This is a genomic window from Bartonella sp. AP1QHHD (assembly GCF_042196265.1).
In the GTDB taxonomy this organism is placed as follows: Bacteria; Pseudomonadota; Alphaproteobacteria; order Rhizobiales; family Rhizobiaceae; genus Bartonella.
The window spans coordinates 167,767-193,019 of sequence record NZ_JBHIPW010000089.1 but is presented as its reverse complement, the minus strand read 5'-3'; the positions used below and the strand labels follow the sequence as shown (position 1 = coordinate 193,019).

Annotated in this window: 12 protein-coding genes and 1 pseudogene; 6 read left to right on the top strand and 7 right to left on the bottom strand. The window is 36.8% G+C overall.

The window, feature by feature from the left end; genetic code table 11:
* Positions 1-1,257 precede the first annotated feature (1,257 nt).
* The 3 genes from dapE to ACFIME_RS08195 form a co-directional block, all read right to left on the bottom strand.
* Positions 1,258-2,430: a succinyl-diaminopimelate desuccinylase gene (dapE, locus tag ACFIME_RS08205; RefSeq protein WP_375684782.1), complete on the bottom strand. Its 1,173-nt coding sequence runs from the start codon at positions 2,428-2,430 to the stop codon at positions 1,258-1,260.
* A 208-nt stretch (positions 2,431-2,638) separates the two neighbouring features.
* On the bottom strand, positions 2,639-3,400 hold the full coding sequence (locus ACFIME_RS08200) for a M48 family metallopeptidase (protein WP_375684781.1): 762 nt from the start codon (positions 3,398-3,400) through the stop codon (positions 2,639-2,641).
* A gap of 36 nt (positions 3,401-3,436) precedes the next feature.
* Positions 3,437-4,216, bottom strand: a complete 780-nt coding sequence (locus tag ACFIME_RS08195) for an alpha/beta hydrolase (RefSeq protein ID WP_375684780.1) — start codon at positions 4,214-4,216, stop codon at positions 3,437-3,439.
* Positions 4,217-4,412: 196 nt separating this feature from the next.
* Between ACFIME_RS08195 and infC the strand changes: the two genes are divergently transcribed.
* The gene (gene infC / locus ACFIME_RS08190; RefSeq protein WP_375617486.1) at positions 4,413-4,931 is read left to right on the top strand and encodes a translation initiation factor IF-3; all 519 of its coding nucleotides are present in this window, start codon (positions 4,413-4,415) and stop codon (positions 4,929-4,931) included.
* Between the two features lie 597 nt (positions 4,932-5,528).
* Positions 5,529-7,295 (top strand): ABC transporter ATP-binding protein, encoded by a 1,767-nt coding sequence (locus tag ACFIME_RS08185; protein ID WP_375620868.1) that lies wholly within the window; start codon positions 5,529-5,531, stop codon positions 7,293-7,295.
* A gap of 1,528 nt (positions 7,296-8,823) precedes the next feature.
* On the opposite strand, the pseudogene ACFIME_RS08180 reads toward ACFIME_RS08185, so the two are convergent.
* The 3 genes and pseudogenes from ACFIME_RS08180 to ACFIME_RS08170 all read right to left on the bottom strand — a co-directional run.
* Positions 8,824-9,101 (bottom strand): annotated as a pseudogene (locus ACFIME_RS08180) (Arm DNA-binding domain-containing protein); the annotation flags it as partial.
* A gap of 455 nt (positions 9,102-9,556) precedes the next feature.
* Positions 9,557-14,215, bottom strand: a complete 4,659-nt coding sequence (locus ACFIME_RS08175; RefSeq protein WP_375684779.1) for a translocation/assembly module TamB domain-containing protein — start codon at positions 14,213-14,215, stop codon at positions 9,557-9,559.
* Positions 14,215-16,179 carry an autotransporter assembly complex family protein gene (locus tag ACFIME_RS08170; RefSeq protein WP_375654769.1) on the bottom strand — a complete coding sequence of 655 codons (1,965 nt, stop codon included), beginning with the start codon at positions 16,177-16,179 and terminating at the stop codon, positions 14,215-14,217. The genes ACFIME_RS08175 and ACFIME_RS08170 overlap by 1 nt, the downstream gene beginning before the upstream one ends.
* Before the next feature lie 408 nt (positions 16,180-16,587).
* Here ACFIME_RS08170 and ACFIME_RS08165 point away from each other — a divergent pair, with 408 nt between their 5' ends.
* Entirely contained in the window at positions 16,588-18,120 is a 1,533-nt protein-coding gene (locus ACFIME_RS08165; RefSeq protein ID WP_375684778.1) for a YifB family Mg chelatase-like AAA ATPase, read from the top strand.
* Between the two features lie 11 nt (positions 18,121-18,131).
* On the opposite strand, the gene ACFIME_RS08160 is transcribed toward ACFIME_RS08165, so the two are convergent.
* Positions 18,132-19,037 (bottom strand): transporter substrate-binding domain-containing protein, encoded by a 906-nt coding sequence (locus ACFIME_RS08160; RefSeq protein ID WP_375661988.1) that lies wholly within the window; start codon positions 19,035-19,037, stop codon positions 18,132-18,134.
* A gap of 1,257 nt (positions 19,038-20,294) precedes the next feature.
* Between ACFIME_RS08160 and gyrB the strand changes: the two genes are divergently transcribed.
* The 3 genes from gyrB (at position 20,295) to ubiB (ending at position 25,217) form a co-directional block, all read left to right on the top strand.
* The gene (gyrB, locus tag ACFIME_RS08155) at positions 20,295-22,727 is read left to right on the top strand and encodes a DNA topoisomerase (ATP-hydrolyzing) subunit B (protein ID WP_375617480.1); all 2,433 of its coding nucleotides are present in this window, start codon (positions 20,295-20,297) and stop codon (positions 22,725-22,727) included.
* Positions 22,728-22,845: 118 nt separating this feature from the next.
* On the top strand, positions 22,846-23,628 hold the full coding sequence (gene ubiE, locus ACFIME_RS08150) for a bifunctional demethylmenaquinone methyltransferase/2-methoxy-6-polyprenyl-1,4-benzoquinol methylase UbiE (RefSeq protein WP_375654775.1): 783 nt from the start codon (positions 22,846-22,848) through the stop codon (positions 23,626-23,628).
* 2 nt (positions 23,629-23,630) lie between these two features.
* Complete coding sequence (gene ubiB, locus ACFIME_RS08145; RefSeq protein WP_375661989.1) at positions 23,631-25,217, top strand: 2-polyprenylphenol 6-hydroxylase; 1,587 nt, start codon at positions 23,631-23,633, stop codon at positions 25,215-25,217.
* The last annotated feature ends 36 nt before the right edge of the window (positions 25,218-25,253 follow it).

Genomic DNA, 25,253 nt, shown 5'->3' with positions numbered 1-25,253 from the left:
AACATTGAGAAAATTTCTTTAAAACAATTACGTGAATGCATAATACGATAATGTATTGTTCTTTATGAAATCGTGGCACCATTTAAAGAACCAGAGAAATAAGCATGAAACCATGTATCAATCTCTAATTATTTAAAAAGATATTACTCTAGTTACTTTTGAAAACCGTAAAACCGAATAAAAAAAGGAGAGTAAAAAAGCACGCTGATTTTCACCTTTATACCTTTTATATTTTCCCTCAATGAGGTTGTATGTCTGTTTCAGAGATTATAAAAAATAGATATACACAATACTTTTATCCTATTCTGGCATATAAAAGCTGTTGTCGCAAAAAATACTGAACCAATATTTATTTGAGATACGCGGCTGTATGATTGGTGTTGATTTATAGATAACAGCAACATCATGAGCTTTATTACACAAATAATGCACTCAAATGGCAAATATACCAAATATGAATCGAGATTGCTTTGTTAGCGAGCGAAATGACATTAATCCCATATAATTTCACTTGTATGCGTACATGCTTATGAGTATCTATACGCGTCCTTTAAGGTTATTTTATTAAAAAATTGAGAATAATACTAGGACAATCCTTGGCTAAAGAAGTCAACGTGATGCTACAAAAGAATTTCTGTGTACCTTTATCATAACCAATATTAAAGCTGATTAAATAAGCTCACCTTCTATCTCGTAATGATATTGCAACGGAAGTTCTTGGGGACAAAAAAAGCAGAGCAAAATATATGAAATAAAATAAACTTAAAGCGCTTTTCCTATAGTCTTTATTCTAAGAGAGTCTAATTGAAATAAGAGGTACCTTTTGTGAGAGCTCAGAAACCATATTAAAACATGAGCTGTGAATGAGCGCATTTATGTTGTACGAACTTTTTACAATAGCAGCATGTTTTTGTGTGTCTTCATGACTTCAACCTGTCACTACACAATGATGATATAATATTCATTGTTTTCCATATATGATTGCACTGCCTTTCTACACCTTAAAGAACGAATATTTTCAATCCAATACGGTCTAAATAGTTCTGCTTCTTCAAGCAGTCCTCTTTTGGCTTTCCAATTATGTAATTCACTTAACTAAAGATTCTACAGACAAGAATCCCAACTTAAGAATATTCATCACTTACTCTAAAACCACTTAATATATTAAGTTTTACGGAACTCGTATCACCATACCTTAAATGGTAATATCTTATGGCACAACAAGATAAAAGTATTTTTGAACCAGCAATCTTTTCTTTATGAAAAAAAATCAATAATAAAACGCTCATAAATAGTAGTAAGAGTTTCCACTGCATCAAGGGCCACACACTCATCTACCATATGCATCGTTTGCCCTGGTAAGCCGAATTCAACCACTGGGCAATAATCCTTAATAAATCGCGCATCCGAACTACCACCTGAAGTGGAACATTCTGGTATATTCCCTGTTACACTTTTAATAGCATTGGATAAAGTTTGAATAAGTTTATCATTTTTGGTTAAAAAAACATCCCCTAAACTTGGAATCCATTCAAGCTGATAAGAGGGATATTGGTCACCATTGTTTTTTGATTGCACCAAAGCAAGACGCTTTTCAATTTCCTCCACCAGTGTTTCTTTTGTCCAAAGATCATTGTAGCGTATATTAAAACGAACTGTTGTCTGCGCTGGGATAATATTGACTGTTAAATTACCGGTATCGATGCTTGTTAGCTCTAGATTACTAGGTTGAAAATTCTCTGTCCCTTTATCTAAAGCAGTTTGTGTCAATGCTTGAATAAGCTTACTTGCCAAAGGCAAGGGATTAGCAGCCCGCTCTGGAAAAGCAACATGACCTTGGCGACCCTTCACGGTAATAATACCAGAAATCGATCCGCGGCGACCAATTTTGATAATATCACCAACAGTCTTTACGCTTGTTGGTTCCCCCACAAGAGCCGCTGTCCATTTTTCACCTTTTTTTTCTGCCCATTTGAGAAGTTTTACCGTACCATTAACAGCAGTCCCCTCTTCATCACCAGTAATTAAAAGGCTTACCCTTCCTTTAATGGGTCGTTTCTCAAGAACTCGCGCTAGAGCCGCAATAAAACAAGCGATTCCACCCTTCATATCAACAGCACCCCGCCCATATAATTTTCCTTGATCTATGACAGCTTCAAAAGGTGGATAAGTCCAATCTTCCAATGCACCTGGCGGTACGACATCCGTATGACCCGCAAACATAAGATGGGGTCCTTCACTTCCTATTTTTGCATAAAGATTTTCAACATTGTCTGTATTTTTATCCGTAAAAATAGGGCGCTCGACATGAAATCCCATTTTTTTCAAAAATTGTTCCAAAGTTGATAACGCCCCTGCTTCATGAGGTGTAACAGAAGGACAACGAATAAGTGCCTGTAATAGCTGAAGTGGATCTGTAAGAACAGACATAAAAAACCTTCCCATTTTTTTATAAGTCATCGGAACTTAGGATTATTACGCTGAATTACAAAAAAGATAAAGTAAAAACATTGAAGACACTCAGCAAACCAAGCAGGGGAGAACAATCGTGCTGAGAGCTTCAATGGCTTCCTCATTATGCATGAGCAAGCACACACACAACAAAACACTCAAGAAAAAGTTCCGTTAAATATTGCCTTCATTTGAAAGTTTTTGACGCCTCTAAATTATATGAATCAAAATTAATTGCTTGCAATCTATGAGCATTTTCCTTCAACCAAGCACGATACGTTTTACTATCAGGACATAGTTCTTCACAAAGAGCCCAAAATCTTGGACCGTGATTCATTTCAACAAGATGAGAAACCTCATGAGCAACAACATATTCCACAACTTCTTTTGGTGCCATAATAAGGCGCCAAGAAAAAGAAAGACGCTTATCGATTGAACAAGAGCCCCAACGACTTCTCGTATCTTTATAACAAATGGATTTGACTTTACGCTCTACCTGATGAGCATAATGTGCCACCAAAGGCGTTATAATAAGCGCCGCTTGTTTTTTTAAAACGTCAGCAATGCGTCTTGGAAGATATTCTAATTGACCATAAACAATAATTTCAGGCCCTTGCTCCGCATCTGCTGTAATGATTTCTGTTACTCCACGTCCCTCTCTATGTTTTATGGTATGAGAAACACCCAATAAGGGAATTGTCGCCCCCTCTTTGAGATAAGCATTTTTATGAGAGATTTGTACATGAGCAAGACGTGCCTCAATCCAAGATCGATGCTTTTCAATAAAATTTTCAACCGCATAGAGATTTATTGCTGGTGGTGTTGTTACACAAATCTCCTGACTTCTGGCATCAATACGTAAGGTAAGACGGCGCGCATACTTATTTTCCCGCACCCGTACAGGTACAGAGCGCTCAGAAAAAATAAAATGCTGTTTAGAAATGCTCATATTTTTATCTTCATCATTAATAAATAAATGCACCCCTTATTTTGCATTAATCTGATTAATCAAAGATCCCAATACTGTTTCAAGGCAATCTAAATCTTGTGGACGAGAAAAGCGATGATCTGCATCACGAACAAGCGTTAATGTTACATCATGGAGAGGTAAATGATCAAGTAAAGTCAATGTATGCTGATAGGGAATATCTTCATCTTCCATCCCTTGTAGAATATGGACTGGACACCCAATATCAATGCATCCTTTCATAACACAATTTTCACGTCCATCTTCAATCAATGTTTTTGTAAAGGGCATTGGCTCTGTATCATCAACAGCAGGTCGTTCAATATAGCCTTTCTCCTCCAAAATCTTCCATTCTTCTGGGCCTAATTTTGGTTCCACCAATGTTTGTGTAAAATCAGGTGCTGGAGCAATCAATACCATGCCAGCAAGCTTCTTATTTTTCTGTGCTAGCATCATAGCAAGCCTTAGCGCAATCCACCCACCCATAGAGGAACCAATCAAAATTTGTGGACCCTCACAATAGGTTTCAAAAGTCGCTAAACTTTCCTTAACCCAACGCGAAATTGTTCCTTGAAAAAAATCACCTTCAGATTCTCCATGTCCAGAATAATCAAAACGTAAACAAGACAAATCATTCTTCTGAGCAAACTGATCAACTAACGTTGCCTTACTTCCTAACATATCGGATTGATAGCCAGGAAGCCAAACCAAACCTGGAGATTGGCGCCCCTTGCGATAGCGTACTGCAAGTGCGGTGTTCTCAAATGAAAAAAACTGACAAGGAATATTTTGATCCATGATTCTTTATCCTCCATAAAATAATTTCTTTAAATTAAGAGAAAAACTTTTATAATCTAAATCATTCCAAAAAGTAATAAATCAAATAATGAAAATAACACGAATTATAGTTGTTTTTAGGTACATAATTGTATATTAAATTAACTGTAGTTGAATCAAAATTTAAGGAGCATAAACCATTCGTAAACCGTTTAAAATGACACCTACCCAAAAAGACGGACCACGTTCAAATCAGGATATTCGGGTACCTCATGTTCAGCTTATCAATGATGAGGGACAACATCAGGGAGTTGTTTCGATACAAGAAGCTCTTGCTATGGCTGCAGATGCGGGACTTGATTTGGTTGAAATTGTACCAAATGCGGAGCCACCTGTATGTAAAATCATCGATTTGGGAAAATTAAAATATCAAACCCAAAAAAAAGCTGCTGAAACACGTAAGAAGCAAAAAGTCATCGAAATCAAAGAGATTAAGATGCGCCCAAATGTTGATGTCCATGATTATGGAGTCAAACTCAAGGCTGTTCATCGCTTTATTGATCATGGTGATAAAGTAAAGATTACTTTGCGTTTTCGTGGTCGTGAGATGGCTCACCAAGATCTTGGATTAAAGCTTCTTCAGCGTGTGAAAGAAGATACAAGTGAAATTGCCAAAATCGAATTGGAGCCAAAGCTTGAAGGCCGGCAAATGATGATGGTGATAGCACCTAAATAGTTTTGCATTGGAATAATATTCGCATGCAATTCATCAAAATGATGTGTATAGTATTATTTAGAAGCACCACATAGAGTTTTTGTGGTGCTTTTAAGGTTTTATAAATGTGTATAAATCCTTTTAAGAGTTTAATAATGCTTGATCGATTTATAAGAAGAATTCATTATTTTGCATATTAAATGAGAAAACTCAAACATCGTAAGGTCTTCTTATTTCAAGCTCTCTGTATCATGCAATGCGGCAAAATTGTTTGCTTACACATCACAAATGGAGATGATACATAAAAATTATCAAAAAAGCAGAAATGTTTTTTGTGAACTATTTCAAGTGCCAAAGACTATCACAATATGGAAATTGGTAAATACAATAATGAAACTCGCCGGTACCTTTTATTGAAAACTAAAAATAATGATGAACAACGAATTTTCGTTATACCTTTCACAGAAACTTTGCACTACATTCTTCACTCTCACCGTCGTGAAATTGATGTGATGAACCTTGAAAGAAAAAGCTATTTTTGTAAAAAAGATTAAGGGGCTTCTTAATTAAGAGTGTTTCAATCTTGCATAAAATAATGAGAGAATATAGAAGCTCTTCATGGCTAAAAAACAAATTTCCTCTTTTGACAAACATCTTATTATCCGCCTTTTGCGAGAAAATTTTCGTAAACATATGCGTTGGTATAGTGCGGCTATCTTCTCAATGATCATCATTTCTTGTACCACAGCAACCAGTGCATGGATTATGCGGGATGTTGTTAATCAGATTATTGATGCACAAAATTTTCCTATGATTGTTTTGATTTCTAGCTTCATTGCTTTTATCTTTATTCTCAAAGGAGTTGCAACTTTTTTTCAAACTTACTTTCTAAACAAAGCAGGCAATAGTATCATTGCTGAACAACAGCGTAAAATTTTTGCACGACTTATGGAACAAGGAGTCTCTTTTTATCATAATAACACTTCATCTGATCTTCTTGTTCGTGTAACTCATAATGCGACAGCCGTACGTAATATAATTGATACTATTATCACAACTTTTGTACGTGATTTGCTTTCCGTTAGTGGTCTGTTGCTTGTCATGTTCATTCAAAACTTTGTGTTAATCTCCATTACTTTAATCGTAGGACCACTAGCTTTTTTAGGCGTTCGAATGGCTTTAAAACGCGTTCGCAGCTTGATGGAAAAAGAGCTCCTTTCACTTGGTGAAATTATCAAAATCGTACAGGAAACGGCTGTTGGTATTCGAATCATCAAGGCCTTTTCACTAGAAGAAGTCATGAAAAAACGGATGGACAAAGCCATTTGTGATGTTGAAAAACAAACAAACAGTATTGCAACACTCGAAGCTATTACCAATCCAATTATGGAAACACTCACGGGTGTTGCCATTGCAGGTATTATTTGTTTTTCCGGTTATCTTGCAACCCAACGCGCAGGTGTTCAAGGTGAATTTATGTCCTTTATTGTTGCTTTACTTTTAGCTTATGAACCCGCAAAAAGACTAGCAAATGTACGTGTTAAAATTGAATCTGGCTTGGTCAATATCCGTACGATGTTTGAAATACTCGATTGTCCCCTTACAGTTGTAGAACATAAAGAAGCTAAAGATCTGAATAAAACGCAAGGAACTATTCGTTTCGAACATGTTTCTTTTGCATACACTAATAACAAAATGATATTGAAAGACATCAACCTAGAAATAGAAGCCGGAAAAATGACAGCATTGGTGGGACCATCCGGTTCGGGAAAATCAACCCTTATCAACCTTATTATGCGCCTCTATGACCCCACAAAAGGACGCATATTGATTAATGATCAAGACATTCGCTACACAACATTTCGCTCTCTGAGAAACCTGATGGCCTATGTAGGACAGGATACTTTTCTCTTTCAAGGAACTGTTAAATATAATATCGGACTTGGAAAAGAAGGAGCTAGTGATGACGAAATTATCGAAGCAGCAAAAGCAGCAAATGCTCATGACTTTATTATGAGTTTGCCAAATGGTTATGATACACAGATAGGTGATAATGGCTGTAATCTTTCAGGGGGGCAAAAACAACGACTCGCTATCGCTAGAGCAATGATTCACGATAGTGAAATTCTGATTCTTGATGAAGCAACGAGTGCGCTCGATTCACACACCGAAGCACAAATTAATGAAGCTATTCATCACCTTACTAAAGGACGCACAACGATCATTATTGCTCATCGCCTTTCAACGATTGCTCGTGCTCATAAAATTGTGGTCATACAAAATGGACAACTAATTGAACAAGGTACTCAAAAAGAATTGCTAGCAAAAGAACATGGGTTTTATAAAAAACTTCATAATATCCAGTTCAAAAAACATACCTCCTAATTTCTAGATCCTTAAATAAAATTTGAAATAAAAAATGGATAGAAGGTAATGCTCCATTTATAAAAAAGACTTGTTACCAAGAAAAAGCATTACTTTAATCAAAGTTTGCGAAGAATTTATGGTTTATTGAAAATAAACTTCTTGGATTTAAATGAAAACTTTACTCGCTATTTTGTTGAATGCAATTGACTTTAACCATGAAATTTCAAAAACCCCTTCCCTTCCTCAAATAAGTGTTGAAACATTCATAAGTGTTGTGAATCCTGAAAGAGAGAGCATCAAGGTTTGAAAAAATTATCGCGGATGATAATGAATCTGGATCAATACAACCTTTATCCGTGTTTATCCCTGCACTGATAATTCTTTTCTCCACACAACTTTTAAAGGACAAAGACTCTACCCAATCTGATCTGTAAACAATCTAGATTTTTATTGAGCTCATTCCACTTGATAACAACTTATGTGATTCACTTATACAAGGCTTACCCTAAATATTCACCACGTGCTTTCAGAATACTGTGTCAAAAAGGCTTACATACCTTATATCACCACACCTCAAATGTCGGTCTTTTATGGTACAACAGAATAAGCTAACAATTATAAATTGTGTTGCAAATTATAGATACACTCCGTTTAAAAGAAAAACATTGAAAAAATAAGAGAGGTTTTATTATAAAACTTTTTTACTGTTGTAGCTTGCTTTAAAGCAAGCTTTGCTGTTTTTTCTACATTTAGAAACTAAAATGATATTCCTCCAATACTTTAACTGCTTGAAGAGTTTATAAATGCACAACGTTAGTGCTTATATAAGGCTATAATTTCAATATGCAAAAAAACAGATGAAAAGCAAAATGACATTCCTCTTTCTTTTAACCGCTAAAATAGAAAAATACGACATATAACTCTGATAAATATTTTTACAAAAATATCTTTTAATATACATTTTAATACTTTGATTTATAATCATAATTTGTTATTTTACATCTTAAACAAAAGATAAGATGTAATTTGCTTATTGCAAATTTTCTTTATATTTATGATGAATCAATCAAAAGCGCTTGTTGTACGTCATAAGAGATATTGGTATATGCATAAAAACTCTTAAGATAAGCAATAAAAATACCTCTACACTTTCAAGTGAAAAGATTGTCAGCAACATGAGAAGCTGAAAAATAGAATGATAATGCCGGCTTATAGCTTTAGTAAATACTTATACCTTTATTAATAACGGTAGTGTGGATTTTATACCATTCATAAGAGGTACTTTATACCATTTCACAAGCAATCTTATGAAATAGACTCAAGCGCACACTGAGAAATGTTGCTTTAAAACAAGTACATAAACTTGCAATACAATAATGTTATATTTTGGAGTATTCTGTTCGCGGAGCTATTCGTTATAAGAAAAGTGATCTCATTCAAGACACAATAAACAAAAATCTAAAATAATAGGTAATTTTTATTATTAAAAAATATTACTTTAAATGCGTTTGACAATAAAATCGATATCTTATGAATTCTCCGCTTAACGCTTTTGTTTATCACGTTCTTTAATGGAATCATGTCCTTCACATAAAAACAGAATGCCATTGTGTTGCAAATTCACGTGCTTGTTTTAAAGAAACCTCTCTCAAAGTCTTCCCCAAGCCCATTTCGCGATAACGTCCGTGAATTGTATAATGATAAATCCATTAAGCTGCCCTATCTTTACGCTTATGGAGTAACAAGCCGGCACCATTCACACTATTCTGCCAGTCCCTAATGTTGCGACAGCTCTTAGTTCTCGAGATGATTCATAAGAGGCATTTTTAGTCATTTCTTAATAGTTTTATCCACACAGGATTCTCCGCTTGTAGCATGCAAGCCGAATGGTTTTGATTGATTCAATACGAAAGAGATTAGTAATGAGAGAATCATATAATATTCAAAGTTCTAATTCAAGTTGAATAACAATAAATTATCTTTATAAATCAATATATTGCACACACTCCATTCTTTAGGCAACAGCACGATATGGGCTTGAAAACAAGGTAAGGTATTTCTCTAAAATAAATATATAGCAGCAAAATAACATACTATCTTTCGTGAAGATTTTTTCCCTTTAGAGAATAGCATAAACAAAAAATCGAATATTTCAGATATATCTCTTCACGCCTCAACAAAAAGCTTCTTCTTTTATAGGATTTCTAGTCTATCTCTTCTTCCTCAGATTTAGAAATGAGAGACAAAAAACGAAGAAATTGTTTTTTTAAATTCAATCTTTAATAATCTCTTTCATAAAAGAGACCTATACTAGAATTTTGTTCATTTCCTATGGCACCTTTAGCTTTGAGATGACGCGAAATATCTAAATTAATTGTCCCTTTCGTCGTTCCATCAGACCCTGCTTCAAAGCCCAAATAAATATTATTGTGTATGTAGCGTCCAATACGTAAGCCTGTATTCCCCTTCTCATTAACGATAACATCAAGATCATCAAGTCCAATTTTAGTTCGTAAAGTATTCAACAAAGATGTATTAGAACTACCTGCAAGATCAGCCGCTGCTGCTGCAAGTTGAGCAATCTGAAATGGTGATAATTCATTAAGAGAGCGATTAAAAATCAAACGCGCCAAAATCTCATCCTGAGGCAAATTTGGTTGTGATGAAAAATTAATATCAAGATTATCAACCGTCCCACTTACAGTTACAGTGACGCGAATATCACCACTGTTATTGTTGGTTACAAAATAAACCGTAGGATTAAGATTACCACTAAAACTCGCTTGTCCTTGATCAAAATTAAGACGTTGCGACAGGATATCAAAACGTCCACGAATCATTCTAAATTCACCAACTGGATGCACATCATTCAATGGACCTGCTAGATTAATGCGTCCTCCCAGTTCAGCATCTAAGCCTTTTCCGCGTACAAAAAATTGATTGCGTGCTGTAATACGCATATTTGATAGCACGACAGATGAAGATTCTTGTGTAACTATACGGCTTTTGCTTTTGTTCGTGTTCTTAACATCAGCACGTTCAAGTGTTGTTTGAATCGATTTAGTTAAATTCTTATTTCTAACATCAAGAAACTTGGCACTTTTAAAATGATCAGGAACAAAAACTTCAGCTTTTTCAACGATGATATCACCACCAAGAACAAGACTATTTAAAAAATGACCTGTCATTGTCATCTCACCTGATAATGTTGCCAGAATCATAGAACCATCATTATAATTGGCATTATCAAGATGAAATATCAAATCTGTCTCTAGACCATTAGAGATACGACCTGAAGCAGAAATTCCTCCCCCCTCAAACGAAGAAGCTGAAGCTTTTTCTATAAGGATATGATCACCTTTCAATTTGCCTTCAATCGTTATATTATTCAATCCTACATTTGTTTGTGAATCAAAAAAGCTACCGTCGCCTATAGAAATATTTCCTATCAATTGTGGCTTTGATAATGACCCATTAAGAGCTGTATCAATTCTTGCTGTACCCGTTATATGTGCACCACGCTTAGCTAATAAGAGATTAACAAAATCAAGAGGCATTATCCCTTTAACGTTTAATTTTGCCTCTGAACCATTAAGAGATACAGGCCCATGGATGGAAAGATCTAATCCTTTATCTCCAGTAGCTATCATATTTTCAATATGAAATGTCGATTTTTTATAAGAACCACGAGCATTTATATTGATTGACATCGGTCCTTTATGCGTCATAGCGGTTAAATTTTGACTAGAAAGCTCAAAATGAGCAGATGGATCCTTCATTGTTCCATCAATATCAACTTTACCTATTACTGTCCCATCAAGCGCTTGTCCTGCAATAAAACCATTCGCCAAACGTGCAGATAAATTTTGCAAATTAATATGAAGATCAAGCGCATTTTTCTCTAGAGATACACGCCCCTGAGCTTGTGCTTGTATTCCTTCTCCTGTTAAATTTGCATTCAAAGTAAGATTTTGATCTACAGTGTTTCCCGTAGCAGAAAAAGAAAAAGGCATAATTTTTTTATCTTGAAAAGCAACGGTTGTCAGTCCCTCACCTTTTATATCGTAAGTTATATCAGGTTTTTTTAAATGACCACGAATCATAACCTGCCCTGTTACACTCCCTGCTGCTCCAAGATCGGATTTCCACAAATTGACTAAAATAGCAGGAAGGGCATTCATTGTAAGTTGTAAATTCAGGGTATCTTGAATATTTCCTGCTAAGATGATGTTGCCCCCATTTATTGCAATTCCTAATTCATTGATTGTCATTCCATCTTTATCAAAAGAAATTATAGATGGCTTCGGCAATGTTGCATGAAAAGTGTGTTGTTTTAAGTCCACAGCTTCAATTTGCACTTCTCGTTTTATACTTTCTGGAAGTTCCTCAACCATTAAACGACCAGAAAGCCGTGCATTGAGAGTATCATGCAACATCGCTTGGACAGTAAAAACCGTTTGTCCATTATTCCTATCGGCGTGAGCATTTAAACGATTGACCATTACCAAAGGTGTTTGAATATGTTCTGCATTGATAACTCCTTCAAACTGAGTCATGCCAAAAGGGTCGAATATGTCAGCATCTATTGCCAATTTTTTTATTTTATTCTTGGAAAAATTCAAATGGTTAACATGCGCCTTCACATTGGTTTTTTGTCTGCCATTTTGTTCATCAAAAATAAAATCTCCTTTTACTTTTCCACTACCATCCTGCAAAAATAACGCTGAAAGTACGGAAATATCATCGGCATCAATATGCAGCGCTCCTTTCAAAAAACCGCCAAGTTGTTGAGAAAGATCACCCGTTATTTTTGCACTTCCCCCTCTAATATCGATATTTTCAAGTTTTCGAATTTTATGAGAATCTTTAAAAGAGGCCGATAAATGCAAAGGTTTCTTAGCAAAAATTCCTTCACCTTTTACCCCCCCCGTTAAAGCAGTAACTGGTGCTGTATTATCTACAAGTACATCTATGTTAAATGTTGTGTTTTGAAGTTTCTTCCCTACGATTAATGCTTCAGCAATATGGGCACGTGTATTTAGTTTTATATGGCTATTGCGCCCTCTCGCCGTACTTTCAATCGTAAGCGCACCGCTTATCTTTGGATCTAATTTGGACAAATCAGATATTTCAGCAGATAGATCCATTTTAGCGCTTTCATCTGAAAAATAACCATTAGCCTTTATGTTTGTATATTGATTTTTCAAATTAAAATGACGAAAAATGAAACCCTTCGTATTTCGAGTAGCACCACCTGAAAGAGTGATGTTTCCTTTGAATAAACGATCAAAAGACTGCACGCCTATTTTCATATCGTCAGCCATTCCTGATAATTGGAGATCAAAAATGCCACTCAATAAATTGATCGTTCCTTTGGCTTTAATATCTGCACTACCAGAAAGTGATTGTTTACTGAACACTTCCAAAGGAGTTAATGTTTGAGCTTTTAAACCGAGATCGCCTTTAAAAACAAAATTCTCCATTGTCCCTTTTAACCAAGAAGAAAAACTCTGAGCCGTAACACTCAGATCATGAATCAAAATTGGTTTGTTCGAAACAATATCCGTATCTAAATGCACATGAACCGCTTGGCTTAAATTTTCTACTAACGCTCCCTTAATCTTTTTAACCCCTTGAAGCGTCCCTTTAACCTGAACACCAACATGACGAGAAGCTGCATTATCAAGATTTTCGCTTACTCCTCCCATATCAAAAATTGCATCGCGAATATAAATATTTTTATTGCTTAAATGATTTACAACCAACCGCCCATTCCAAGATTGTTGACCTTCGCGACCATAGTCAATGTTCAAAGCAAGAGTATTCGCAGGTTTTGGCACTTCTGATATAGGTAAATGAACAGACTCCTTTTCGTTATCAAGAGCCATTTTGCCATCAACAAAAAGCCGTCGCAAGAATCCATCGGCGGTTATTTCAGCATTGGCTATAACATTCATTGCTTTGTTCTGAATAACCATCTGATCAAGGTGTGTCACACCTTCTTTTGTTCTTCTTGCCTTTGCTTTTAATGTTATATCAGATTCGAAGAGACTACGATATTGAACAGGTATTAAAGGGCTCAGTGTTCCCTCTAATTTCGTAGAAAAACTCTGTCCTTCTGGAACACTTGCAAGAATAACATTACCATCTAAAATAGAATGATGATCGGACTCTAAAGAAAGTTTGATAACCAAATCATCAAAAGTACCATCACCTTTCACGACGAGACTTAATGCTGGACGTTGTTCAATGTTAAAAATATTCGCCAAAATACCATTTTGTGGTTCGTTAGCAGAAATATCAATTTGAGCTGTACGATTACTATCAGATATCTTGGTGAGAACAGAAAAAGAACCCGGTGCATCTAAACGATGCGCCGCTATATCGACATCAAAATTACCACCAGCCAAGGTGAAATTGCCTTTTAAGGACATATCAGCAGAAAAACCAAAAAGATTCTGTTCAAATGTCACATGTTGAGCTGTAAGCGTATTGATAGAAAGAGCAAGCGGCAATTTTGGTAAAGAGAACTTACCCGTCTCAAGGGAAGAAACAAAAGAAGAATTGCCTTGCGGTTTGCGTAAAAATGTAACCTGTTCTGCCGAAAGCTGGTTAATATCCATCCGCCCTCTCAGCAACGCTAGACGATTCCAATCCATTTTAGCATTGGTAATTTTAAGCCAAACCCCTTTTTTATCACTGACAGTAATAGTATCAATTGATGTTTGAGAAGACAGTGTCCCTTGCATATTGTGTAAACGAACTTGACGATTAGGTGCTGAAAGCTTTCGTTCAATTAAAGAAACAAACCATGAGCGATCATCTGTTTTCATTTCGCTAGAGGGAAGAATGTCTCCTCTTTGCGCAAAAACAAAACCACCCATCCAAAAAAACAAAAATACAAAGAAGAAAGCTGATAAACGTACACCTTTTTTCATTAAAATGCTTGCCCTATACCTACATAAAAACCAATGCGAGGGTCACCCTTCTCTCTCTTTAAAGGAAAGGCTAAATCAACGCGTAAAGGACCAAGACCCGTCATATAACGACCTCCTATACCGGCTCCCCATTTAATTTTTTGAGAAAAATCAAAATTCGCCTTTTCCCCTACTAAACCTCCATCAAGAAAACTGACAAACCCTATTTTATCATTTAAAGAAACACGCAATTCTGCTGACCCCTCAATAAGCGCCCGTCCACCAACAACCCCATCATTTTCTGTTTTGATACCAATATTACGGTAAGCATAACCACGAACAGAGCCCCCACCACCAGCAAAAAAAAGCGTATTTGCGGGTACTTGTGCTGTATCATTCCCAAGAATTGTACCAAGCTTTGCCCGCGCAGCAACAACAAAACGATCCCCTTCATCCAACGCCCAATAAGAACGACCTTCTGCTGTTACTTTTGCAACAAAGTTGCTAAAACGCATCTCATAAAAAGGCTCAATGAAAACTTCACCATATAAACCTTTTGTTGCATTAAACTTATTATTACGACTATCGTAAATCAAACCGCTAGGGAAACCGATTGTTGTAAAATTACGGCTCCCAAAATAGATATCACGTGAATAACCATTTGAAACTTCTACAGCAGCCTGTCCCGATAGATTACCATTAAAAATATGCGTAATACCTAATTTTCCTTTGATGGCTTTTGTCGTATAATTTTCTAAAACATCTTGTTGTATTTTTAATTCTGACCTGAAATCTGTATCTGGCGTGAGTACACCGGGCTTTACAAATGTGCCACCGAAAAGATAATCAAAATTTTTAAAATTATATGATTGCTTTTTATTGCTACCAACACCACTTATTTTTGTTTCAATTTTAAGAGTCTCTGCATGACCAAAAAGATTGTTATGCATCCAATAAGTCTCAAAACCAGCACCGTCTAAAGTTGAATAGCTACCGCCTACACCAAAACGACGCGGTTTACGTTCTTGTACAACAAGTGCAAGCGGTAAACTACCATCTAGATTAATAGTATCAGCCTCACGTATATTGATAGCACGAAAAACACCAAGGCGCGCAAGACGTTCATTTGCCTTAGCTAACGCATCAGAATCGTATATCTGCCCTGGTTTCAATCCGGTCATCCACGCGATATAAGCTGAATCTACACGTGGTTTCTTACTTATATTACGCACACTTAAAGGACCATAATAAGCCTTTTGTCCAGGAGCAACAACAATCCGTCCTTCAACACGCAACGCAGCATGGTCAGCCACGACCTCACTCTTCATAATTTTAGCTTTAGCATAACCTTGTTGCCGCCATCCTTCTATCGCCCATTTTTCTGCTTTCAAAATGGTTTCAGATTTAGCAATAGCCCCAACTTTATAGCCCAATTCTTCAATTGTGGGCATTTTATGCGCTTTACGTTTTTCAAACGGAGCTACTTTATCAATATTTGCAATACTAAAAACATATTGTGGACCAGCATTAATTGTAATAACAATATTGGACCGTGCTGGAAGTTGAGTTACCGGACTTAAATCAGCGACTTCTAAGCCATTAATTTTAATACTAATAACACCACCATAGCGTCCATCAGCATAAAGAGCAGAAAGAATTGCTCGATAATCTGAACGCGCCTTGGCGAGCAAACCAGAAGAACTGGCGGATGCTTTCTCTTTATCAGCAACAAGAGAAGAAACAGATTTAACTATTTTTATACCTTCTAATGGTGCACCTGGCGGTGCAACAACATCAACTTTATAAAATTTCTCTGTACTTTTGGCATAATGTGAAGAAGAATTTGTTTTCTTTTGACCAAAAAGAGGGATGCCGAAAAAATCAAATGCAGCAAGTGGCTGTGGAAAAGAAAAAGCAAAACACAAGCCTATAAATACACAGCGCACAGTCCCTGATTTTAACAAAATTCTTGTCTGGTATACCATAAAATCAGATACCTTATAATACACTTTGCATCTACTACGCTTTAAATAATATAAAAATAAGAAAGGTAAATATAATTACTTTGCACATTTTACACGTTTTATCACATCAAATAACACTCTGCGATACATAACGTTATCCTCCCCTTATATTTTCATAAAATTCTGCACTGTTGTATAACACGAACAGCCTCATTCTTTTTTTCTTAACATATTTATTTAGCTTATTATAAATGTTTTATTGCGTCCCATACTATCATGGTTAAATTTGTACAAATGACTTTCCATGGGAATGCTAAAAAACTGCCCACGTATATAGTTCTCTCTATAAAAAAAGCTATAGAGATGCTTCTTGATTTTTATAAATAGATATGATTGTCTCTACCAAGTCTAAAGGGGGAAAATAAATAAATGATCGCACGTATTACAACTGTTGCTTTTCGCGGTCTAGAAGCAGTACCTGTCGATGTACAGGTTATGATTTCGTCTGGTAAAATAGGAATGGCTATTGTTGGATTAGCTGATAAGGCAGTTGCAGAAAGCCGTGAACGTGTACAAGCAGCCCTCCACGCTTGTGGACTTTCTATGCCTACTAAACGAATTACGATTAATCTTGCACCAGCTGATTTGCCTAAAGAGGGATCGCATTACGATTTGCCAATCGCTGTAGGCTTAATGCTTGCTATGGGAATCCTCCCTCCCGAAGTAGCTCAAGACTATATCATTTTAGGAGAATTATCACTGGATGGTTCACTTACCGCTGTTAATGGTGTTTTACCAGCTGCCATGACAGCTTTATCACTCGATAAAGGACTGATTTGTCCCTTCCAATGTGGACCTGAAGCAGCATGGGCAAATGCAGAAATAAATATTCTTGCCCCAGAGACTCTGCTCACTATAGTCAACCATTTCAAAGGAACCCAAATTCAAAAACGTCCACAACCGCGCCAATATACTATCGAAACTGGACTTCCAGATCTTTGCGAAATCAAAGGACAAAAAACAGCCAAACGTGCCTTAGAAGTTTGTGCTGCTGGACGCCATAACCTTTTGTTTGTAGGTCCCCCTGGTGCTGGAAAATCTATGCTAGCGCAACGCTTACCTTCCATTTTGCCACCTCTTGATAGCCGTGAGCTTTTAGATGTCTCTCTGATTGCTTCTATTACAGGAGAAACGGTTCATAATACCATTTCACTTCATTGCCCCTTTCGTTCCCCACATCATTCTGCTTCCATGGCCGCAATGATTGGTGGAGGGCTTAAAGGACGACCAGGAGAGATCTCCCTTGCTCATAATGGTGTGTTATTCCTTGATGAATTGCCTGAATTTTCTCCACAGGTTCTTGATTCTCTTCGTCAACCTTTAGAAAGTGGGGTGTCAGTTATCGCCCGCGCTAATCACCATATTAGCTATCCTGCTCGCTTCCAACTTATTGCCGCAATGAATCCTTGCCGTTGTGGTATGGCAGGCGAAAAAGACCATGTTTGCCCTAAAGGGATACGCTGTCAAATCGATTATCAGTCCCGTATTTCTGGTCCTCTGCTTGACCGAATTGATTTACGGATTGATGTCCCTGCTTTGACGGCTATAGACCTTATGCAACCAGAACAATCAGAAAAAAGCTGCGACGTTGCCAAACGCGTCGCACGGTGCCGTACCATTCAAGCTAAACGTTTTTCAACAATGGGGTTTGATCATATTCGTACCAATGGCGATTGCCCTGCCAAAATTATAGAACAGATTGCCATTCCTGATAAAAGTGCGACCATACTCTTACGAGATGTGAGTGAAAAAATGCACCTCTCTGCACGCGCTTATCATCGCATTCTCAAAGTTGCACGCACAATTGCTGATCTTGACGAATCAGATAATCTTTCACGCTATCATCTCGCAGAAGCTATTTCCTATCGACTAGGCGCAGAAAGGTTAACAGCCCTTAATTAAAAAACTACTCATCAATAAAAACTTATTGGAAAATAACGCAAATAAAGTTCTGTAAGTTTACCATCCTCTTCTAGAGATTTCAGCGCATAATTGAGTATATCAACCAATTTTTCATTCTTTTTTGCAATAGCAAGCTGCATTCCTTGCCCCAATAACTGTGGCGCCATATATGCCCCCCCAACAAAATGGCAGCAATCAACAGATTTTTGTTTTTTGAACCATAATGATAAAGCAAATCCATCATCAAAAATAAGGTCAATTTTACGCTCTTGTAATGCTTTATAGAGCTCTTCTCTCTTTTTAAACCCTTGCCATTTGGCTTTAGGAAAATAATGTTGAAAGAGTTTTTCGTGAACACTTTTAGACAAAACACCACTGGTTAAATGTATCAATTGATCGCTTATTGGCTCATCGAGATTTAAACGTCGAGAAGCAACAAATCGCGCTGGAAAGCGCAAATATGACTTTGTAAAAACAAGATCTTGCTGGGTTTTACTTGCTTCTTTTAAACCCGCAATAATGACTTCTGCACCACCATTTTTAACATGTTCTACAAGCTCTTTCCAAGGAATCACTTCTATTTCACAAAGCTTCTCTAATTTTAATTTTGAGCAAATAGCGCGCAATAAATCGATATTATAACCTGCAAGATACCCCGATTGATCAATAAAATTAAAAGGAGGAAAATCAAAACTTGTTACAAAACGCAAACGAAAGATATCCGTTGTATCAGGTTGTACCAAATGTTCATGCGAATCAAAAAAAGAAGGCAGCCTTTCAGCTTCTGCGTAAGAGGAAAATAGAACCCCCCCTGCTACAAATAAAATACGAATAAAAATATTGTATGGATTATTGAATAAAAAGTACTGTAAACGCAATTGAAGATGTTTCACATATATAGATTTTTTTATTTTCAAAATCTCTCCCCCATTTTTCAAAACTAAGATGCAACACTTCTTAACTATTATCTAACGCACTTCACCAAAATATCTGGCGTTTAATAAATAAAATTCTTGCTATTTTTGAAACCATTGAAAATGCTTAGATTTCTGATGTTAATTTTCCAAAATGAATATATAAAAAGTAATTTTAGAGAAAAGCGATTTAATTTTTTAATATAAGAAATAAGCTGTATATACTTTAGTGGTACACTTTATTTTATCAAAATATCCCGCGTACCTTAAAATATTAAGACCATTTCCTTGCGTATCACAACCTGGAAAGTATATAGATACTATTGAAGAAAAGAGTAAAAACACCCCTCAAATGCCGAGGGTTTTCTCAACATTAAGGTTGCACCAACATTTAAGAGCTGAAAAATAAAATGATGATTCTGATTTGCACTTTATTGTCACGATGGGAAAGATGGGGGACATAAATCTTGTAGTATTCACAGGGTATTTTGCGTTATACTATTCAAACATCGTTGTAAAATGAGTTTGGGAACATTGAGAGATGCTCCTTAAAAAAGCGCGTGAATAAACAGTACAATGGCGTTTTGTTTTGAATGAGCGATGCAACCTCACGAGAATGCAAGAAACAAAAGCGTAAGATAATGCGTCATTACCCTCATTATTCAAAAACATCACCGTAAGACGTTTTTTTAAATTGTAAAGTTGAATATAAAGATGAGCGTGGAAACATGTTTTTACATTTACGCATTTATATTTTCCTCAAATGAAGCTTTTTTCACATTTTAAAGATGACACAAACCAATATACATAATATTTTCGCCTCAATCTAACATACAAAAGTTTGAACTGCTTAGAGAGCTCGCAACCTTTGTTTTAAATATATGGTAGAATTAGGATTGAAAAATTGATTTATGGATAAAACAAGTGAGACCTTTATTAGTGTAACACAAAAATGCATAACTAATTCTGAAACATTACGTATATGCAAAAATAAACAAAGTAAATAGCATCGTTTATGAAACAGCTTTTTGTATAAGTCATAAGTGTTTATTCGCCTTATATCACCGCCCTAGTGTTTTACAGCATAACAGTACACTATCATTTTATCATTCTCTCCATTATATATCGACAGATATTGAATCTAGATCTGATATACGGTAAATATTTAATGTGGTTATTCCATAAATAACTGATCAGAACATTGAGCTTTAAAAAAAGCGGATAAAATATTGTAAATTGAACACAGGAATGGACTAACTTATGAGTGATGAAATAACCTCACCAGCACAAAGCAATAACTATGATGCCGCTTCTATCAAAGTTCTCAAAGGTCTTGATGCTGTACGCAAACGTCCTGGTATGTATATTGGTGATACTGATGATGGATCGGGGTTACATCATATGGTCTATGAAGTTGTAGACAATGCTATCGATGAAGCTTTAGCCGGTCATGCAACTCTTGTAAACGTCACACTCCATGCTGATGGTTCTTGTTCTGTTCGTGATAATGGACGTGGAATTCCGACAGATATCCATCCAACAGAAGGTATTTCTGCAGCTGAAGTTATTATGACACAGCTTCATGCCGGCGGAAAGTTTGATCAAAACTCTTATAAAGTTTCAGGCGGATTACACGGTGTTGGCGTCTCTGTTGTGAATGCATTATCCGTTTGGCTTAAATTGCAAATCAAACGCAATGGTAAAATTCATGAAATATCATTTACCCATGGGGTAGCTGATGCTCCATTAAAAGTTGTTGGCGATTGTGATCAAGAAAGTGGAACAGAAATTAGATTTTTACCAAGCTCTGAAACCTTTACTATGGTTGAGTTTGATTTTGAAATTTTGGAGCGCCGCTTACGGGAATTAGCCTTTCTAAATTCTGGGGTTTATATTCTTCTTGTTGACGAGCGTCATGCTGATATTAAATCCGTTGAATTGCATTATGAAGGTGGATTAATAGAGTTTGTGAAATATATTGATCAATCAAAAAAAGCTCTGCTTGATACTCCTATTTATATTGCAAGTGAAAAGGATGGTATGAGCGTTGATGTTGCCCTATGGTGGAATGATTCCTATCATGAGAAGGTCTTGTGTTTTACCAATAATATCCCTCAGCGTGACGGTGGAACTCATTTGATAGGTTTCAGAAGTGCCCTTACACGCCAAATTAATGGCTATGCTGAATCTTCAGGTATTGCTAAAAAAGAAAAAGTGAACTTAACCGGTGATGACTGCCGTGAAGGATTAACAGCTATTCTTTCTGTCAAAGTTCCTGATCCAAAATTTTCTTCACAAACAAAGGATAAGTTAGTCTCTTCTGAAGTGCGCCCTATTGTTGAAAGTTTGGTCAATGAAGGTCTTTCAATATGGCTGGAAGAACATCCTCATGAAGCAAAACTTCTCATTAGTAAAGTGGTAGAAGCTGCAACAGCACGTGAAGCAGCACGCAAAGCACGTGAACTCACAAGACGAAAAGGGGCGCTTGATATCACTTCTCTACCAGGAAAGCTTGCCGATTGCCAAGAACGAGATCCCGCAAAATCAGAAATCTTTATTGTCGAGGGGGATTCGGCTGGCGGTTCAGCAAAAAGTGGGCGCTCACGTCAAAATCAAGCAATTTTACCCCTTCGTGGTAAAATCCTCAATGTTGAACGAGCACGTTTCGACCGCATGCTCTCATCTGATATGATTGGAACACTTATTACAGCTCTTGGAACGTCTATCGGGAAGGATGAATTTTCACCGGATAAATTACGTTATCATAAGATTATTATCATGACGGATGCGGACGTTGATGGAGCCCATATTCGTACTCTGCTGCTCACTTTCTTTTTTAGACAAATGCCCGAGTTGATTGAACGTGGACATCTTTATATTGCTCAGCCTCCTCTTTATAAAGTGTCGCGTGGAAAATCTTCCCAATATATTAAAAATGAAGCAGCGTTTGAAGAATTCTTGATCGATACTGGATTAGAAGAAACAACGCTTGAGCTTTCAACGGGAGAAGTTCGTGCAGGGGCTGATTTGTATCAACTCGCTAAAGATGCTCGTATATTACGTCAACTTTTAAATGGTCTTCATACCCGTTATGACCGTAATATTGTTGAACAAGCAGCAATTGCTGGCGCTTTTAATCTTGAAGTCTTTGCAACACAAGAAAAAGCGCAAAAAATAGCAGATACTACAGCACACCGCCTTAATCTGATTGCTGATGATATGGAACAAGGTTGGAGTGGACAATATACAGCAGATGGAAGTTTATGTTTTGAGCGTATTTTGCGTGGTGTTAAAGATGTTGTTACGCTTGATGTGGGACTTATAAATTCAACTGACGCACGCCAAATTGATCGCATTTCCCAAAATTTTATCGACATATATCATCCTCCTGTTCTTTTACGTCGCAAAGATAAAACAGAGCGTATTTTTGGTCCTATGAGCCTTTTAGAGAGCATTTTTACAAACGGTAAAAAAGGTGTTACTCTTCAACGTTATAAAGGTCTTGGGGAAATGAATGCTGAACAACTTTGGGAAACAACGCTTGATCCCAATGCACGTTCTCTTTTACAAGTAAAAATTAATGATGCAACCGATGCAGATTCACTCTTTTCTCGTCTCATGGGTGATGAAGTTGAACCTAGACGTATTTTTATTCAAGACAATGCCTTAAGCGTTGCCAATCTTGATATCTAAAGGTACTCTTCTGTTTTTGGCTGTGTAAACGTCGTAGTTTTATACGTTGTTTTTTCGTAGTTGAACATTCCCTCTCTATTTCATTTACGATAAAAGAAAAATAAGGAAGATCATATACATGGCAATTGAAACAGAACGTGTAGGAACCAAGGGTGGCATGGAGCACTCTTTTGGTTTTACAAGAGTAGATGAAACACAAAAACAATTCATGGTGGATGATGTGTTTCATTCTGTTGCTGAAAATTATGACAAGATGAATGATATCTTATCCTTAGGGCTACACCGTGTGTGGAAAAATTCCATGATTGCTTGGCTTTCCCCACCAGCACTTTCTCATTGGAAAGTTCTTGATGTCGCTGGCGGTACAGGTGATATTGCTTTTCGTATTCTTAATGCTTCACGCCAAAAAGCCCATGCTACAGTGCTTGATATTAATGGCTCAATGCTCAGCGTTGGCAAAAAACGCGCACAAAAAAATGGTCTTGCCCCTCTGATTGATTTTGTTGAAGCCAATGCAGAAAATCTACCTTTTGAAGATCAAAGCTTTGACGCTTACACGATTGCTTTTGGAATTCGCAATGTTCCTCATATTGATCAAGCTCTTAGAGAAGCTTTTCGTGTTTTAAAGCCCGGTGGACGTTTCTTATGTTTAGAATTTTCAAATGTCGAGATGCCTTGGCTCGATAAAATTTATGATCTTTGGTCTTTCCATGCTATCCCTAAGCTGGGTCAATTTATCGCAAATGATGGCGATGCTTATCGTTATTTGGTTGAATCTATCCGCAAATTTCCTAAGCAAGATGATTTTTCCCATATGATCAAGCATGCGGGGTTTTCGCGGGTATCGTACCGCAATCTCACCGGTGCGATTGCAGCGCTGCATTCAGGTTGGAAAATTTAAAAATGGTGCAAATTTCCCCTTACTTTCAATTGATGCGTGCAGGATGGGTTTTAACACGTGAAGGTGTTTTAAGTGCTCTTCCTCATGATGATCTTCAAGGATTTCCAGCGCTATGTCATCGTATAGCGAGTGCATTAGCACGACGCAAAACAAAAAAGAAACAGCGATCTGAAAATATTTCATATGCCATTAATAAGCTTGGACCCTCTTACATAAAACTTGGTCAATTTCTTGCAACAAGGCCTGATATTGTCGGCCGTGATATTGCGGAAGATTTGTCACAACTACAAGATCGCGTCCAAACATTTTCTTGCACCGCTGCTATTGCTCAAATTGAAAGTTCTCTTGGTCGCTCTATTGATGATTTATTCGTAAATTTTTATCCCCCCATTGCCGCCGCTTCTATTGCTCAAGTTCATCCAGCTGAATACAGTGATGAAACTGGCCATAAGAAAAAATGTGCTGTAAAAGTTATTCGTCCCAATATCAGAGCACGTTTTTCTAAAGATCTTAGAGGATTCTATCTCATTGCTCATTTGCAAGAGCGCTATATCCCTGCCTCTCGAAGGCTTCGTCCTGTTTGTGTGGTGGATACTTTAGCACAAATAACACGACTTGAAATGGATTTACGCTTAGAAGCAGCAGCTATATCTGAAATGGCTGAAAATATTCAACATGATACAGGCTTTCGGGTTCCACGTATTGACTGGGAACGGACAGGACGTAATGTTCTTACAATGGAATGGATTGATGGTATAAGAATATCCGAAACTTCCAAACTCAAAGAAGCAGGATTTGATTTGAAGGCGCTTGCTATTACGCTTATTCAATCTTTTCTTCGTCATACACTGCGTGATGGTTTTTTTCACGCCGATATGCATCCTGGTAATTTATTTGTAGATGAAAAAGGATGTATTGTCGCTGTTGATCTAGGTATTACAGGACGGCTTGGAAAAAAAGAAAAGCATTTCCTTGCTGAAATTCTTTACGGCTTTATTACCCGCGATTACCATCGAGTTGCACGTGCCCATTTTGAGGCAGGCTATGTTCCTTCACATCATAATATTGAAAGCTTTGCGCAAGCCAACCGCGCTATTGGCGAACCAATTCACGGACAATCAGCACAAAGCATTTCCATGGCTAAATTGCTCACTTTATTGTTTGAAGTCACTGAATTATTTGACATGCAAACGCGACCTGAACTTTTATTGCTGCAAAAAACGATGGTTGTCGTGGAAGGTGTTGCCCGCACATTAGACCCCACTTTTAATATGTGGAAAGCTTCTGAACCCATTGTCAAAGAATGGATTAGTAAAAATTTAGGACCCGTAGGCGTTGCAAAAGACTTTAGTGAAGGAGCACAAGCTCTCCTTTCGCTGGCACGCAAAACACCACAATTGGTTCAAAATTTCCAACAAATAGAAGAAGATTTTAATCAAATGAGAAAAACAGGTTTTAATCTTTCTCCTGCTACCCTCAAACAACTTGCTGTAGAACAAAGTCACAGAAACCGTTATGGTCGTTATAGTCTTTTCATCATTGCACTTTGTTGCGCTTGTCTTACTTTTTACTTTTTTCATCTTTTCTAATCTCCTTAATATGCTAAAAATATCAACAATGAAATC

Excerpts from the sequence above, each read along its gene's own strand:
- dapE (WP_375684782.1), bottom strand. The coding sequence starts at position 2,430 with ATGTCTGTTCTTACAGATCCACTTCAGCTATTACAGGCACTTATTCGT.
- ACFIME_RS08200 (WP_375684781.1), bottom strand. The coding sequence starts at position 3,400 with ATGAGCATTTCTAAACAGCATTTTATTTTTTCTGAGCGCTCTGTACCT.
- ACFIME_RS08195 (WP_375684780.1), bottom strand. The coding sequence starts at position 4,216 with ATGGATCAAAATATTCCTTGTCAGTTTTTTTCATTTGAGAACACCGCA.
- infC (WP_375617486.1), top strand. The coding sequence starts at position 4,413 with ATGACACCTACCCAAAAAGACGGACCACGTTCAAATCAGGATATTCGG.
- ACFIME_RS08185 (WP_375620868.1), top strand. The coding sequence starts at position 5,529 with ATGGCTAAAAAACAAATTTCCTCTTTTGACAAACATCTTATTATCCGC.
- ACFIME_RS08175 (WP_375684779.1), bottom strand. The coding sequence starts at position 14,215 with ATGAAAAAAGGTGTACGTTTATCAGCTTTCTTCTTTGTATTTTTGTTT.
- ACFIME_RS08170 (WP_375654769.1), bottom strand. The coding sequence starts at position 16,179 with ATGGTATACCAGACAAGAATTTTGTTAAAATCAGGGACTGTGCGCTGT.
- ACFIME_RS08165 (WP_375684778.1), top strand. The coding sequence starts at position 16,588 with ATGATCGCACGTATTACAACTGTTGCTTTTCGCGGTCTAGAAGCAGTA.
- gyrB (WP_375617480.1), top strand. The coding sequence starts at position 20,295 with ATGAGTGATGAAATAACCTCACCAGCACAAAGCAATAACTATGATGCC.
- ubiE (WP_375654775.1), top strand. The coding sequence starts at position 22,846 with ATGGCAATTGAAACAGAACGTGTAGGAACCAAGGGTGGCATGGAGCAC.
- ubiB (WP_375661989.1), top strand. The coding sequence starts at position 23,631 with ATGGTGCAAATTTCCCCTTACTTTCAATTGATGCGTGCAGGATGGGTT.